The 14,209-nt window shown below is 67.4% G+C and carries 14 protein-coding genes and 2 tRNA genes; 7 read left to right on the forward strand and 9 right to left on the reverse strand.

From position 1 onward, the window contains the following. The first annotated feature begins 22 nt into the window (after positions 1-22). Positions 23-415 carry a holo-ACP synthase gene (locus GR168_RS09380; protein ID WP_055474732.1) on the forward strand — a complete coding sequence of 131 codons (393 nt, stop codon included), beginning with the start codon at positions 23-25 and terminating at the stop codon, positions 413-415. 13 nt (positions 416-428) lie between these two features. Here the strand turns inward: GR168_RS09380 and GR168_RS09385 are convergent, their stop codons facing one another. Both GR168_RS09385 and bcp read right to left on the reverse strand, forming a co-directional pair. After that, the gene (locus tag GR168_RS09385; protein ID WP_033203516.1) at positions 429-1,055 is read right to left on the reverse strand and encodes a TetR family transcriptional regulator; all 627 of its coding nucleotides are present in this window, start codon (positions 1,053-1,055) and stop codon (positions 429-431) included. A 10-nt stretch (positions 1,056-1,065) separates the two neighbouring features. Then, positions 1,066-1,542, reverse strand: coding sequence for a thioredoxin-dependent thiol peroxidase (gene bcp / locus GR168_RS09390; RefSeq protein ID WP_055474734.1), 477 nt, complete (start codon positions 1,540-1,542; stop codon positions 1,066-1,068). Between the two features lie 150 nt (positions 1,543-1,692). On the opposite strand from bcp, the gene GR168_RS09395 reads away from it, so the two are divergent. The 3 genes from GR168_RS09395 to GR168_RS09405 all read left to right on the forward strand — a co-directional run bounded on the left by GR168_RS09395 (position 1,693) and on the right by GR168_RS09405 (position 3,621). Beyond that, positions 1,693-1,917 (forward strand): DUF3618 domain-containing protein, encoded by a 225-nt coding sequence (locus GR168_RS09395; RefSeq protein WP_058250014.1) that lies wholly within the window; start codon positions 1,693-1,695, stop codon positions 1,915-1,917. Between the two features lie 127 nt (positions 1,918-2,044). Continuing rightward, a tRNA-Lys gene (locus GR168_RS09400) sits at positions 2,045-2,117 on the forward strand. Positions 2,118-2,430: 313 nt separating this feature from the next. Beyond that, on the forward strand, positions 2,431-3,621 hold the full coding sequence (locus GR168_RS09405; RefSeq protein WP_159371885.1) for an Ig-like domain-containing protein: 1,191 nt from the start codon (positions 2,431-2,433) through the stop codon (positions 3,619-3,621). 57 nt (positions 3,622-3,678) lie between these two features. Here GR168_RS09405 and GR168_RS09410 read toward each other — a convergent pair whose 3' ends face one another. The 3 genes from GR168_RS09410 to GR168_RS09420 form a co-directional block, all read right to left on the reverse strand. Beyond that, complete coding sequence (locus GR168_RS09410) at positions 3,679-5,730, reverse strand: neutral/alkaline ceramidase (protein ID WP_159370598.1); 2,052 nt, start codon at positions 5,728-5,730, stop codon at positions 3,679-3,681. A 303-nt stretch (positions 5,731-6,033) separates the two neighbouring features. Beyond that, positions 6,034-7,329: a DUF6596 domain-containing protein gene (locus GR168_RS09415; protein ID WP_159370599.1), complete on the reverse strand. Its 1,296-nt coding sequence runs from the start codon at positions 7,327-7,329 to the stop codon at positions 6,034-6,036. Positions 7,330-7,332: 3 nt separating this feature from the next. Beyond that, positions 7,333-7,677 (reverse strand): YciI family protein, encoded by a 345-nt coding sequence (locus GR168_RS09420; RefSeq protein WP_137809297.1) that lies wholly within the window; start codon positions 7,675-7,677, stop codon positions 7,333-7,335. Positions 7,678-7,855: 178 nt separating this feature from the next. Between GR168_RS09420 and GR168_RS09425 the strand changes: the two genes are divergently transcribed. Both GR168_RS09425 and GR168_RS09430 read left to right on the forward strand, forming a co-directional pair. After that, a complete protein-coding gene (locus tag GR168_RS09425; RefSeq protein ID WP_159370600.1) occupies positions 7,856-8,395 on the forward strand; it encodes a hypothetical protein in 540 nt (179 codons plus the stop codon). A 5-nt stretch (positions 8,396-8,400) separates the two neighbouring features. Continuing rightward, entirely contained in the window at positions 8,401-8,625 is a 225-nt protein-coding gene (locus GR168_RS09430) for a hypothetical protein (RefSeq protein ID WP_159370601.1), read from the forward strand. Between the two features lie 228 nt (positions 8,626-8,853). Here the strand turns inward: GR168_RS09430 and GR168_RS09435 are convergent. Continuing rightward, positions 8,854-8,926 (reverse strand) — tRNA-His (locus tag GR168_RS09435). A gap of 102 nt (positions 8,927-9,028) precedes the next feature. Then, complete coding sequence (orn, locus tag GR168_RS09440; protein WP_065629033.1) at positions 9,029-9,628, reverse strand: oligoribonuclease; 600 nt, start codon at positions 9,626-9,628, stop codon at positions 9,029-9,031. A 68-nt stretch (positions 9,629-9,696) separates the two neighbouring features. Between orn and GR168_RS09445 the strand changes: the two genes are divergently transcribed. Then, on the forward strand, positions 9,697-11,247 hold the full coding sequence (locus GR168_RS09445) for a helicase HerA-like domain-containing protein (RefSeq protein WP_159370602.1): 1,551 nt from the start codon (positions 9,697-9,699) through the stop codon (positions 11,245-11,247). Between the two features lie 18 nt (positions 11,248-11,265). Here the strand turns inward: GR168_RS09445 and cmrA are convergent, their stop codons facing one another. Together cmrA and GR168_RS09455 are read right to left on the reverse strand one after the other, a co-directional pair. Further along, a complete protein-coding gene (gene cmrA / locus GR168_RS09450) occupies positions 11,266-12,072 on the reverse strand; it encodes a mycolate reductase (RefSeq protein ID WP_065629032.1) in 807 nt (268 codons plus the stop codon). Positions 12,073-12,113: 41 nt separating this feature from the next. Further along, positions 12,114-14,177 carry an NADPH-dependent 2,4-dienoyl-CoA reductase gene (locus tag GR168_RS09455; RefSeq protein ID WP_065629094.1) on the reverse strand — a complete coding sequence of 688 codons (2,064 nt, stop codon included), beginning with the start codon at positions 14,175-14,177 and terminating at the stop codon, positions 12,114-12,116. Between the last annotated feature and the right edge of the window lie 32 nt (positions 14,178-14,209).

Raw genomic sequence — 14,209 nt, forward strand, 5'->3', positions numbered from 1 at the left:
TGGCGCGAGCGACTCCCAAGGGATGAGCGTTCTCGGTGTGGGCATCGACATCGTGTCGATCCCGGAGTTCGGCGAGCAGCTCCGGCAGCCGGGTACGACGTTCGCCGACCGGTTCACGGTCGGCGAACGTCGGGACTCGGCCGCCGGGACCGGCGACGACGCCCGGCATCTGGCCGCCCGCTGGGCGGCCAAGGAGGCGGTCGTGAAGGCGTGGTCGGTGAGCCGCTTCTCGCGGTCGCCGCTGCTGCCGCTGATCCGACACAGCGACATCGAGGTCGTGACCGACACGTGGGGCCGCCCGGCCATCCGGCTGTCGGGCGAGATCGGCGAGCATCTGCGCGACACGACCGTCCATGTGTCGCTGACCCACGACGGGGACACCGCTGCGGCGGTGGCCATCCTCGAGGGCAGGTAGCCCAGCACGGCCCTCAGACCGTCGTCGACTCCTCGAGCAGCAGATAGCCCGCGAGCATCCGCTTGAGTTCGGCGACGGTCTCGTCGTGGTCGTGGCCGTCCTGTACAGAGAAGCTCAGGAGTGAGTAGGCCGTGTGGACGAGCACCTGGGACATCATCTCGCGGCGTTCGCGCTGCGACGGCGTGAGCGGCGCGATGATCCGCGCGACCTGTTCGGCGAGCACCCGCTCGTTCAGCGATGCCGTGGCGCGGGTCGCCGGCGTCGACTGGACGGCCAGCCAGACCGCCCGCCGCGACGGGTCGGTGCGCCAGAGGGCCGCCAGGTGGTCGAGGAACTTCTCGAGCAGGCTGGGCCACTCCAGGGACGGCACCTCCGAGGAGAACGCCGTGAGTTCCTCGCGGACGTCGACGGTGTCCTGCCGGTCCAGTTCACACACGATGACGTACTTGTTCGCGAAGTACTGGTACAGGGTCCCGATCGGCACCTCGGCCCGCGTCGCGATCTCCTCGCAGGTCAGCGATTCGAACCCGACGTCGATCAACAGCTCGCGGGCCGATTCGAGCATCGCCTGGAACTTGCGCTTGCTGCGTTCCTGAGTGGGCCGCTTGCGCGGCACCAGCGGTTCGGCGGACTCGGGCATCGGTGCCGGCTCAGACGGACAGGTCGCGGCGCAGCTTGGCGACGTGTCCGGTGGCCCGGACGTTGTACTGCGCGAGTTCGATCGTGCCGTCGGCGTCGACCAGGAACGTCGACCGGATGACGCCGGTGACGGTCTTGCCGTACATCTTCTTCTCCCCGAATGCGCCCCACTCGGTGAGCACCTTCTTCTCCGGGTCGCTGAGCAACGGGAACGTCAGGCCCTCGGCCTCGACGAACTTCGCCAGCTTCGCGGGCTTGTCGGGGGAGATGCCGAGGACCGCGATCCCGGCCTCGTTCAGCTCGCCGAGGTTGTCGCGGAAATCGCACGCCTGCTTGGTGCACCCCGGGGTGGCCGCTGCGGGATAGAAGTAGACGACGACCTTGCGGCCGGCGTAGTCCGACAACGAGACCGGGTCGCCGTTCGCGTCGGGCAGCGTGAACGACGGCGCCGTGTCGCCCACGGACAGTCGGGTGGTGGTCTCAGCCATGAGAGCCAGGCTAGTGCATGGCGACATGCCCGGATGCCGGGATGTCGTAGCATCGAGACGCTGCCATCTGGCGGTTCGTCCCCGGCGCCGAGAGGTCGTGCGGCGGCCGGGAAGTGAGAAGACCAACGAGAAGCGCCGGAAGGATGCAACGTGGCCGGAGATACCGAACGTATCGAGCAGGACATCGCCAAGGCCCGTGAGGACCTCGCCAGTACGCTCGACGCGCTGGCCGAGCGTGCCAACCCCCAGCGGCTCGCCGACGACGCCAAGTCGAAGGCTCTCGCGACACTGCAGACGCCTGCGGTGAAGTACGCACTCGCCGGGGTCGGCGCCCTGGTCCTGCTCGTCGTCGTCCGCAAGGTCGCCTCGAGATGACCCGCTGATCCAGCAATCGGCGGCGCGAGCTCGCCCGCACGGGCCCGTCGAACGGCAGAAGCCGCTCCGACCAGGCGATTTCACTTCTGCCGCGGGGGTCCTGTAAGGTTCCATCTCGCACCGCCAAGCGCCATTAGCTCAATTGGCAGAGCAGCTGACTCTTAATCAGCGGGTTCGGGGTTCGAGTCCCTGATGGCGCACAGAGTACTCAAGACGCCTCGCATCGAGCGAGGCGTCTTGTGGCGTCTCAGACGGTTTCGACCGCGGCCGGTGGTCGATGAACGGCAGGTGAACGTTCGGCGTTTCGGGTGCGCAACACGCCGCTCGAATGGATGACGGCCGAAGCGTTCGGTCCGATTTCTCGTACACTGGTCCGCGACATCGGGGTTCGGAATGTCCGTTTCGGATTCGGGGTGTGCAGTGTTCTCAAGGTTGCGGGGCAGCGTGACCGACCGGTTCGGGGTCGGGGCGTCGACAGGCGGGAGTGAGATGGGGATCGGTCGTACTCGGCGGATGCCGCTGATCGTCAGCGGTGTGATGTTGGCAATCGTCGCGCTGGTGACGTCGTGCACGCAGGAGGCGTCGTACTCCGACAACGTCAGCAGTTCGAGTCTCTTCGACGACCTGCTCAAGCCGGGTCTCGAGATCACCGAGTGGGCCGAACGTCCCCTGAACGACAACGCCGTCGGCGTGCAGCCGGGTGCGCCCATTAAGGTGAAGACCAGTGAGGGCACCATCAGCCGGGTGCTGATCAAGAAGTCCGACGGCACCCCCGTCAAGGGCACCCTCGCCGACAACGACACGGTGTGGGTCAGCAACGAGGCCCTCGGCTACAACCGCACCTACACCCTGGAGACCGACGCGGTGGGCATCGGTGGTGCGGTCACCAAGAAGGTCACCTTCACCACGAGCAGCCCCAACAACCTGACGCAGGCGTATCTGACACCGAGTCCCGGCGAGACCGTCGGTATCGGACAGCCGGTCGCGGTGAAGTTCGACGAACCGATCGCGGATCGTCGTGCGGCGCAGCGCGCCATCCGGATCACCACCGACCCTCCGGTCGAGGGCGCCTTCTACTGGATCAGCCCGAGCGAGGTCCGGTGGCGGCCGGCGGAGTACTGGAAGCCGGGCACCAAGGTGCGGGTCGCGGTCAACACCTACGGCATCGACCTGGGTGACGGACTCTTCGGCCAGGAGAACGTGCGGACCAACTTCACCGTCGGACGCTCGATGATCGTCACGGCCGACGACAACACCAAGCAGGTCGTCTTCGAACGCGACGGCAAGGTCATCCGGACCATGCCGACGTCGATGGGCAAGGCCGGCGACGAGACCGACAACGGCATCTACCTGGTCTCGGACAAGCACGACCACATCATCATGGACTCGTCGACCTACGGCGTGCCGGTCAACTCGTCGAACGGTTACCGCACCCCGGTCGACTACGCGACCCGGATGTCCTACAGCGGCATCTTCTTCCACTCCGCACCATGGTCGGTGTGGGCGCAGGGCAACACCAATACGAGTCACGGCTGCCTGAACCTGAGTCCGGAGAACGCTCTCTGGGTCATGGAGAACACCCTCCGCGGCGACCCGGTCATCGTGAAGAACACCACGGGCGGAACATTGTCAGGCACCGATGGTCTCGGCGACTGGAACATCCCATGGTCGGTGTGGCGCAAGGGCAACGCCGACAACGCCTGACGCTCAGCACGCCTTAGGACGCCACCGAACCGCAGCGCGGTCGGTGGCGTCCGTGCGTCAGCGGGACCCGACGCGGAACGTGCGACTCGTCCCAGAGACGGGCCTCGTCGACCCGTTCGCATCGCGGCGGTCCCCGAAGTAGCGGATGCGGTACATCCCGGACGCGTCCGTCGGCGACCGCCAGGTGATCGTGATCCGCGACGTGTCGGTGCTGCCGGCCGGGCGCGCCCACCGGAACTCCGTGGACCAGTCGTTGTCGTCGGCGACCGTCGTCCACTCGCTGCCGGTACGCCGCTGCACCTCGAGATAGGTCCGGCCGTGCCGGAAGTCGTTGTTGGGATGCGCGCCGACGAACTGCACGGTCACGATCGAACCGGGGCGGTACGTGGCGTCGGGTTCACGCAGGACGTCGCCGTAGCGTCGGCCCGGTATCGGACGGTCGGCGGGGACCGGGGGCACCAGGTCGGGTTGCAGTCCGGACTTGTCGACCGGCGCCGGACCACGGCCGATCCGGCGTCCGGACGACATGGCCGCGGCGAGCGCGGCGAACTCTTGCAGGTAGGCGGACAGGGTGTATCGCCCGAATTGGGTCTCGCCGCCTTCGTAGTGCTGCAGGTCGTATTCCTCGGGCGTCGTGACGTACTGGGTGTAGGCGTTCGCGAACCCCTGCACGAGGACGTTGTCGACGTCGGTCCGCAGTTCGTCGGCGACCACCTGACGCAGCCGCAGGCCCGCGACGACGGTGACCTCGGCGGGTACGGCGACGAGCACGAGTTCGCCGATGCGCATGAGCTGCAGCGGCACCACCGACGGGATCCAGCCCGAGGGCGGCAGCAGACCGAGCGGGAACGCGATCAGCTTGGGCGCCTGCATGTCTCGCATCCACGGCGCGATCGGCGGGACGCGGTCTCCGCCGAGCGCGGTGACGAGGGGATTGGTCATGCCCTCGACGAGGAAGGGGAGCGGTTTCTCGTAGTTGTCCTCGCTGCTCGTGGCCACTGCGCCGGCACCCATCATCGCGGGGGTGGTCGACGCCGGTCGGCCGTCGGGTGTGTAGGTACCGGAGATCCGGACCGCCGACATGTCGACGTACCGCACGATGGAGTCGACGCCGCCCCGGGTCATCGGCCGGGCCGCCTCGAAACCCCGTCGCCCGGCGACGTACTGACGCTCGCCGATGAGTTCGCAGTTGCGTCTGTTGTCCGATGTCGGTCCGCGCGGATCGAACTGCGCGAGTGCGAGATTGGGCGTCATGTCGCCGGAGTTGGTCTGTGGGAACGCGGCCACGAACCCGGGCTGGGTGCGGTCCCACAGGTGGCTCGCGTAGCCCTTGTTGTCGCCGGCGATGAGGACGTTGCGGTCGGTGAGAGACGTGCCGTGTGTCGGGAACCAGGTGATGGCACCGACATCCCGGCCGCCGGAGGTGTCGTGCTGCCGCAGTCGTAGCACCGTGACCTGCGGGTCGATCGCATCGGGGAAGTGCCGCTTGTCGGCCGTCGGGTTCGCGTCGAAGGCGACCCGGGATCGATTCCGGCTGGCGTCGTGCAGTTCCTCGCGGCCGATCGTGACGCTGCCGGGCGCGAGATTCTCGTGCGCGCGAACGATCGCGGCGAACATGCCGTCGATCTCGGCGTCGTAGGAGTTCTTCTTGAACCCGAACGCGGCGAGCGAATACGCGTAGTCCCAGGACGTGCCACCGCAGGAGGCGTGCGTGTGCTGTGCGTTCAGATTCACGTTCGATTCGGTGTACAAGGAGCCGAATCGGTTGCGCAGTCTGGCCATCAGGCCCATGTGGTGCGACTGGAACAGGCACGCGAGGTCGGCGGTCAGGAAGACGACGCGCCGCCCGGTGGCGGGATCGACGATGATGTAGGCCCGCGCCCAGCAACGCTGCAGGAGCCCGGCCGCGACCTGCTCTGGATTCGAATACCCCATCATGCCCTGGCCGACGACCGCGCCGGTGACATCTCCGATGCCGCAGCCGACGAGGTAACTCGTCGACTCGGAGGGCGACGCGCCGGCCGGGGCAGCGGACAGGCCGGAGCCGAGCCCGGCCGCGGCGGCGGTCGCGGCGGCACCGGCCATCAACTGTCTGCGCGTGAGGTCCACGTGCCGTCCTTCCGGGCGTCGGACGACACCGGCAGACGTGCGATGTCATCGCGGCACACACCCTGACGGCGCGGCCGTGTGGTCGAGATCAGTTCAGGCGTCGAACTCAGTCGTTGTCGTCGCCGCCCGGGATCCCGATGATGAACCCGATCCCGATGATGATGCACGAGATCAGGGCAACGGCAGGCATGACCCAGTAGGAAGGCATGTGGTGAACGTTACTGCGAGGCATGCCCATGCGCCCGGCTTCGAGGACTTTCGGGGACGAAGGTCCCCGGTGGTGTCGAGGCCGAAGTCTGCCGGTCAGACATCCAGCCCGGACAGGGCGTCGGCGAGATAGTCGTCCTCGGCGCCGTTGCCGGGTAGTTCGAGCGCGCGGCGGTACGCGATCGCCGCGCCGCGGTCGTCGCCCAGTTCGCTCAGCGTGAGGGCGCGGGCGATGTGAAAGGGCCGGAACCGGTCGAGCTGTGTGTCCGACTGCAACTGATCGAGCATCGCGATACCGCGCGCCGGGCCGTACGCGCGTCCGACGGCGACTGCGCGACCGACGCGCACGACGGGTCCGGGATCGTGCACTTCGAGTAGTCGGTACAGGACGGCGATCTGGGTCCAGTCGGTCTCGTCCGCGGTGGCTGCCTCGGCGTGCACGGCCGCGATCGCCGCCTGAATCGTGTACAGGCCGGCGCCTGCTTGTGCCGCAGCGTGTTCGGCAAGCGCGATGCCCTCGCCGACGAGCGCCTGGTCCCAGAGCCGGCGGTCCTGGTCATCCAGCGGAACCGGTCGGCCGTCGGAGTCGAGCCGAGCCGGCCGGCGGGACTGGGTGAGCAACAGAAGGGCGAGCAGTCCGGTCGTCTCGGCGTTGGGGAGCAGTGCGCGCAAGGTCCGCGCGAGGGCGACGGCCTCGTCGGTGAGGTCGTCGCGGATGTGCGCGTCCCCGGTGGAGCGCGCGAACCCCTCGGAGAACAGCAGGTAGATGACCCGCAGGACCCCGCCGAGCCGACGCGGGAGATCGCCCTCGCGCGGCGGCGCGAACGGAACACCCAGCGCGCCGATCCGCTTCTTGGCGCGCACGATTCGCTGCTGGGTCGTCGGTACCGGGATCAGCAGCGCATGCGCGACCTCCGCGGTGGTCAGCCCGGCGACGAACCGAAGGGTGAGCGCGATCCGGTCCTCGGCGCGTAGCACGGGATGGGTGCAGGCGAAGAACATGCCGAGGCGTTCGTCCGGCAACCCCGGTGGCGGCTCCTCAGCCGGGTCTGCGAACTCCGCAGGCGTGGAGGCACGTTCGGTCTCGGTGTGCAGGCGGGCCAGTTTCCCGGCGAGGACGGACTCACGCCGCACCACGTCGAGCGCCTTGCGTTTGGCCGTCGTCGTCAGCCATGCCTCCGGTGAATCCGGGACTCCGGTACGCGACCAGGTGATCAGGGCCTGCGCGATCGCGTCCTGCAACGCGTCCTCCGCGAGGTCGAGATCGCCGAACTTCTTCGTGAGCGTGGCGAGTACACGAGAACGGACGTCGCGATCGACGGCCGACACCGCCCGGCGGGCCACGGACCCTGCGGAATCCGTGGCCGCCGAACGGTGTGAATTGTTCGTCATCGCTCAGTACGGTGCGAGCGGCCGAATCTCGACATGGCCGCCGGGTGCCGAACCGGGGCTGCGGCGGGCCCACTCGATCGCCTCGTCGACATCGGCGACGTCGATGACATAGACCCCGCCGACGAACTCCCGGACTTCCGCGAACGGCCCGGACGACGCGACCACCCGCTCGCCGCTGTCGTCGGTGTGCACCACCGCGCGCTCGTCCTCCAGCGCGAAGGAGTTGACGACGACACCGGCTTTGGTGATCTCCTCGTCGAAGGCGAAGAACTCTTCGGGGCTGGCGCCACCGTCCTCACCACAGGCCGGATCGTTGACATGTCCCATGAGCAGCAATGCGTACTTCATCGTTCCTCCAGTCTCGGCCGACTGATGTGGCCATGATGCCGAACCGGATCGGTCCGACACCATGGTGACGTACGGCGATTCCGGATATCGACAGCGCTGCGAAAAGAGATTCGGGACATGAGACGTAGCGCGCGAACGACGTCAACGACATGGTCCTGTGGGAGCAGACAAACGCCGAATGAGATTGACGAACAACTCGGTCGAGGAACCCACACCGGGCGACGGCGCGGACTACGATCCACAGATCGACACCGCAGCCGACGACGCACCGCCCACCCTTCCGCCCCCGGGCGAGCCGTCCTCTACTCATTCCGGAGGCGCCCCGCTCGGCGGCCCCACCCACGAAGACGCCGCCCAACTCGAACAGGTGCTCAACGACGACTTCGAGTTCGATCTGACCGGCGATGAGCTAGAAGCGGTCAGACGCTGGCAGGGTACGGACCGCTTCTACCAGCGCGTACAGATGCGGATGCGCGAACAACTTGGGGAGTTCGACGACGACGAAGCCGATCACGTGGGGTTCACGGACCCCGGCAGCGCCCCGGTGCTCCTGCGAGTGCTAGCCACACGAGGAACACGAGCCCTGTGGGTGCCACCGGTGGGCCACCCGGAGCTTGCGAATCAGCGAGAACTCCTGCTTGGAGCGTCCGCGCTGTACATTGTGGGTGTACAGGCCACTGAAGAAGGACTGACCGAAGTGACCGTGGAAGTGAGGTGAGCGTGATGTCCAAGGAACGACTCTGGGACGATTCCGCGTTCACCCCTGTCGGACGAACCCCGCAGCCTCCCGCCTCACTGGACGCGCTCCTCGCCGACCTCGGCCTGGGACGCGCCGACGAGCGCGAACGCCGCCACGCTCTGAGTGACTGGCTCGCGAACCATGAACCGTCGAAGCGCCTCGTCCGAAGTTTCGAGCGTCGCGGGTACGGCGACCTCATAAGCGGCTGAGACCTTCTCCCACGCGCGCAACCCAGCGGGTGCGTGCGTCGAACGTCGATGTTGGGGATACCGTGCGGCAGCTACGGCGGCCATCACCCAGACGCTGGTCCACCGGGTGCCGGGAATCTTAGAACCAGGCCCACGTGTGGTGTCATCCGGATCGCTCTGATGCACAGCGTGTTGCATCACGGCCACGAAAAAGCCCCGCCTGCGGATCGCAGACCGGGGCTTCGTCGGGGTGGATGACGGGACTCGAACCCGCGACAGCCAGGATCACAACCTGGTGCTCTACCAACTGAACTACATCCACCATCGGCGTCGGAAACCTGGGCGTCAGCGCCGGGTCTCAGAGCCATCAACACTCTAGCGGGTCGGTGCCGCAGAACTCCAATCGGTTACCCGACCTGCGTGTTCAGGCGGGGCCGAGGTCCTTGACGATCTCGGCGAGGGCATCGGTGTCCGGGCCGGGGGCGGGCACGAACGCCGCGGCGCGGTAGTAGCGGAGTTCCCGGATCGACTCGCGGATGTCCGCGAGGGCCCGGTGCGCGAGCCCCTTCTCGGGCTGGCCGAAATAGACCTTGGGGTACCAGCGCCGGCACAATTCCTTGATCGAGCTGACGTCGACCATGCGGTAGTGCAGGTAGGCGTCGAGTTCGGGCATGTCCCGCGTGATGAATCCACGGTCGGTACCGATCGAGTTGCCCGCGAGGGGGACCGCGCCGGCGGTGGTCACATGCTTGCGGATGTAGTCGAGCACCAGCTTCTCGGCTTCGGCGAGGGTGACGGTGGACGCCCGCACCTCCTCGGTGAGACCCGAGGCCGCATGCATCTTGGTCACCACGTCGGGCATCGACGCCAGCGACTCGTCGTCGGCGTGGATCACGACATCGACACCGTCGCCGAGGATGTTGAGGTCGCCGTCGGTCACCAGGGCCGCGATCTCGATGAGTTTGTCCGACTCGAGTCGGAGTCCGGTCATCTCGCAGTCGATCCACACCAGTTTGTCCTGCACCCGACAACCTTAGCCAACCTCGCGCGCGAATCCGCGGGACATCGGCCCCCGAGGTCTATCGTGTGCTCGTGACCGAAGCCTCCAGTCCGGCGCAGCACATCGCCGCCGGATACGCGTTCAGCACCGCCGCACTCGAACTGGGCGCCGTCTCGGTGGCGGGGCAGGTGGATCCCGCGGCGAAGGTCCGAATCCCGCTGTCGATGATGAACCGGCACGGTCTCGTTGCCGGCGCGACCGGGACGGGAAAGACCAAGACGCTGCAGCTCATCGCCGAGCAACTGTCGAGCAACGGCGTTCCTGTCGTCATGGCCGACATCAAGGGCGACCTGTCCGGACTCAGCCGAGCGGGCGTGGGCAACGACAAGATCGCCGAACGCTCCCACCAGACCGGCGACGACTGGCAACCGGCAGCGCACCCGGTCGAGTTCGTCTCGCTGGGTGCGGAGGGAATCGGGGTACCGATCCGTGCGACCATCACCTCGTTCGGGCCGATCCTGCTCAGTAAGGTGTTGGGGCTCAACGCCACCCAGGAGTCGACGCTGGGCCTCATCTTCCACTGGGCGGACAAGAAGGCCTTGCCGCTTCTCGATCTGAAGGATCTGCGGTCGGTCATCGCCTTCCTCACCAGCGACGAGGGCAAGGCCGAACTGAAGGGGATCGGCGGGGTGTCGCGGCAGACCGCCGGCGTGATCCTGCGGGCGCTGTCGAATCTCGAGGCCGACGGCGGTGACACGTTCTTCGGCGAACCCGAGATCGATCCCGCCGACCTCATCCGGACGGCGCCCGACGGACGCGGCATCATCACGTTGTTCGAGCTCGGTACCCAGGCGGCCCGCCCCGCGCTCTTCTCGACCTTCCTCATGTGGATTCTGGCCGATCTGTTCGAGTTCCTGCCGGAGGTGGGCGACCTCGACAAACCGAAGCTGGTCTTCATCTTCGACGAATCGCATCTGCTGTTCGACGACGCGTCGAAAGCCTTCGTGGACCAGGTCGTGCAGACGGTGAAACTGATCCGGTCGAAGGGCGTCGGCGTGTTCTTCTGCTCCCAGCTGCCGACGGACATCCCGAAAGAAGTGTTGTCCCAGCTGGGTGCCCGGATCCAGCACGCGCTGCGCGCCTTCACCCCCGACGACCAGAAGGCGCTGCGTACGACGGTCAAGACCTACCCCGTGTCGGAGGTCTACGACCTCGAGCAGGTGCTGACCTCTCTCGGTACGGGCGAGGCGGTCGTGACCGTGCTGTCCGAGCGCGGTGCGCCGACCCCGGTGGCGTGGACGGTGGTCCGAGCGCCCCGGTCGGCGATGGAGGCGATCGGCGCCGACGCTGTCACCTCGGCGGCGAAAGCCGGGCCGTTGTACGCGAAGTACGGCACGCCCATCGACCGCGAGTCGGCGTACGAGATCCTGGCCGCCAACACCCTCGCACCGGGGGAGCCCGCCGACGCACCGGCACCCGTGCCGCCGACGCCGGCCCCGGAGCCGATGCCGGAGGAGCCAGGGCTCCTGACCGAGGTGCTCACGAGCAAGCCGATGCAGAGTTTCCTGCGATCGGCGGCGAGCGCGGCCGGACGTGAATTCAGTCGCGCGATCTTCGGCACGGGGCGTCGCCGGCGGCGCTGAACGGCGCCCGGACGACTCCTACTCCGCGCTGAACTTGCGGTAGAACCCACCGACGATCGGGGCCACCACCCCGCGCGGTGTGTACCCGCCGGCCACCGACATCGCCTTGGACAGGGTGCCTGGCACGACGCGCATCTTGTTGTGCGCCAAGGCATCCAAGCTCATCTCGGCGACCTTGGCCGAGGAGTGCCACAGGAAGTCCGGGACGACCTTGTCGACGATGGACGCCTCGTCCGGGGTGGGAGTGTGCGTACGCACCGGGCCGGGCGCGAGCAGGGTGACGTGCACGCCCTGCCCGCACACCTCGCCGCGCAGGGACTCGCTGAAGCTGTTCACGAAGGCTTTCGATGCCGCGTACGTCGCGTTGTTGGGAATCGGCATGTTTCCGGCGGCCGACCCGACCATCAGGATGCCGCCCGAGCCGCGCCTGACCATGTGCGGGAGCACCGCCAGGGTGAGGTCGTGGACCGCGTTGACGTTGAGCCGAACCTGCGCGCGTTCGTAGTCGGCGTCGAGGTCGGCGACCGGCCCGAAGGTCGCGATGCCCGCGTTGTTGCAGAGGATCGAGATCTCGCGGCCCGCGAACTCGGCGGCGAGCACTTCCACCTTCGTCGGGTCCGACAGGTCGACCGCGCGGACCTCGACCGAGACCTCGTGTGCCGTGCGGAGTTCGCCGGCTAGTTCCTCGAGAAGGTCGCCCCGACGGGCGACGAGGATGACCGAATGACCCCGGGCGGCCAGCGCGCGTGCGAGTTCCCGTCCGATCCCGGACGAGGCCCCGGTGACGACGGCACGGGCGGTGGCGGAGGGCGGCGGTACCGGCATGTCGCAATGGTAGCCGCCGCCTCTCGCGCCGAGACCGAGCGTCAGTCGATGCCGGCGGCGACCTCGGTGCCCTGCCGGATCGCGCGCTTGGCGTCGAGCTCGCCGGCGTAATCGGCCCCGCCGATCACATGCGTCGTGACCCCGGCCAGCGTCAACGGATCGACCAGATCGCGTACCGACTCCTGGCCCGCGCAGATCACCACGTTGTCGACCTCGAGCACGCGGGTGTCGGTGACGTTGCCCTCGTCGTCGCGGAAGCTCAGATGCAGCCCCTGGTCGTCGATCTTGTCGTAGGTGGCGCCGCTGATCTGCTCGACGCCCTTCATCTTCATCGTCGCGCGATGGACCCAGCCGGTGGTCTTGCCGAGGGACTTGCCCTGCTTACCGACCTTGCGCTGGACCAGGTAGACCTGACGCACCGGCGGAAGCGGCCGCGGCTTGGTGACGAAGCCGGGCTTCTCCGGATCCTCCGTCACGCCCCATTCCTGTTCCCACTCTTTGAGATTCATCGTCGGCGACTCGTCGGTGGTGAGGAACTCGCTGACGTCGAAACCGATGCCGCCGGCACCGATCACGGCCACGCGCTTGCCGATCTCCCGATGTCCGAGCACGGCGTCGGCGTACGACATCGCCATCGGGTGATCGACGCCGGGGAAGCTCGGGATGCGCGGCACGACGCCGGTCGCGACGATCACGTCGTCGAACTTCTCGGCGATGATCTGCTCGGCGTCGGCGCGGGTGTTCAGCCGGACCTCGATACCGAGCACCTCGATCTGACGGGTGAAGTAGCGGATCGTCTCGCTGAACTCCTCCTTGCCGGGAATGCGTGCGGCGATGGAGAACTGGCCGCCGATGGAGTCGCCGCCCTCGAACAGGGTGACCTTGTGGCCGCGCTTGGCGCCGGCGACGGCGGACGACAGGCCGGCCGGGCCCGCGCCGATCACGGCGAGGCGCTTGGCCTTTCGTGTCGGACCCAGGATGAGCGTGGTCTCGCGTCCCGCGATGGGGTTCACCAGGCACGACACGTGTTTGCCCACGAAGGCGTGGTCAAGGCAGGCCTGGTTGCAGCCGATGCAGGTGTTGATCTCGTCGGAACGACCCTCGCGGGCCTTGTTCGCCAGGTGGGGATCGGCAAGGAACGGCCGGGCCATCTGGATGGCGTCGACGCGTCCGTTCGCGAGGATCTCCTCGCCGAGTTCCGGGGTGTTGATGCGGTTGGCCGCGATCAGCGGGATCGAGACCTCGTCGCGGAGCCGTTCGGTGAACTTCACAAATGCCCCGCGCGGCACCGAGGTGACGATGGTGGGAACCTGGGCCTCGTGCCAGCCGATGTCGGTGTTGATGGCGTCGACGCCGTACTGCTCGGCCTTGCGAGCCATCAGCGCGACCTCGTCCCAGGTCTGTCCCTTGCGGATCAGGTCGGCGATCGACTGACGCAGGATCACCGGGTAGTCGCGGGGGACCTGACGGCGGATCTCCTTGATGACCTCGACCAGGAAACGCTGGCGGTTCTCGGTGTTGCCGCCCCATTTGTCGGTGCGGTCGTTGGTGTGAGGGCAGAGGAACTGGTTGATGAGGTAGCCCTCGCCGCCCATGATCTCGATGGCGTCGTAGCCGGCCTTGCGTGCCAGCTTGGCGGACTGCCCGAACGACCTGATGACGTGGCGGATGATCGGCTCGGTCATCTTCAGATGCTTGAAGGGGTGTATCGGCGACGGATCGGTGCCGGGAGCGACCTTGAACGGCGTGTATCCGTAGCGGCCGGCGTGGATCAGCTGCATCGCGATCTTGCCGCCTTCGTCGTGCACGGCCTTGGTCACGCGCTTGTGGCGGGTCATGTCGACGACGTTGGTCATCTTGCCGCCGGCGAAGGCGAGCAAACCCGTCCGGCTGGTGCCGAAGCCGCCGGTGATAATCAGTCCCGCACCGCCTTTGGCGCGTTCGGCGAAGTACGCGGCCAGCTTGTCGGTGTCCCAGAACCGGTCCTCGAGACCGGTGTGCATCGAACCCATGACCAGTCGGTTCTCGATGGTCATGCCGCCGATCTGCAGGGGCGTGAACAGGTGCGGATAGTGCTGGTTCGGTTGTGCCGTCGGGGCTGACATGGCGCGACCTTTCATCTCGGTGAACCTGGGTG

The sequence above is a fragment of the Gordonia sp. JH63 genome, from assembly GCF_009856645.1.
GTDB classification, from domain to species: Bacteria; Actinomycetota; Actinomycetes; order Mycobacteriales; family Mycobacteriaceae; genus Gordonia; species Gordonia hongkongensis.

Coding starts and splice junctions, on each gene's coding strand:
- GR168_RS09380 (WP_055474732.1), top strand. CDS start 23: ATGAGCGTTCTCGGTGTGGGCATCGACATCGTGTCGATCCCGGAGTTC.
- GR168_RS09385 (WP_033203516.1), bottom strand. CDS start 1,055: ATGCCCGAGTCCGCCGAACCGCTGGTGCCGCGCAAGCGGCCCACTCAG.
- bcp (WP_055474734.1), bottom strand. CDS start 1,542: ATGGCTGAGACCACCACCCGACTGTCCGTGGGCGACACGGCGCCGTCG.
- GR168_RS09405 (WP_159371885.1), top strand. CDS start 2,431: ATGCCGCTGATCGTCAGCGGTGTGATGTTGGCAATCGTCGCGCTGGTG.
- GR168_RS09415 (WP_159370599.1), bottom strand. CDS start 7,329: ATGACGAACAATTCACACCGTTCGGCGGCCACGGATTCCGCAGGGTCC.
- GR168_RS09420 (WP_137809297.1), bottom strand. CDS start 7,677: ATGAAGTACGCATTGCTGCTCATGGGACATGTCAACGATCCGGCCTGT.
- GR168_RS09425 (WP_159370600.1), top strand. CDS start 7,856: ATGAGATTGACGAACAACTCGGTCGAGGAACCCACACCGGGCGACGGC.
- GR168_RS09430 (WP_159370601.1), top strand. CDS start 8,401: ATGTCCAAGGAACGACTCTGGGACGATTCCGCGTTCACCCCTGTCGGA.
- cmrA (WP_065629032.1), bottom strand. CDS start 12,072: ATGCCGGTACCGCCGCCCTCCGCCACCGCCCGTGCCGTCGTCACCGGG.
- GR168_RS09455 (WP_065629094.1), bottom strand. CDS start 14,177: ATGTCAGCCCCGACGGCACAACCGAACCAGCACTATCCGCACCTGTTC.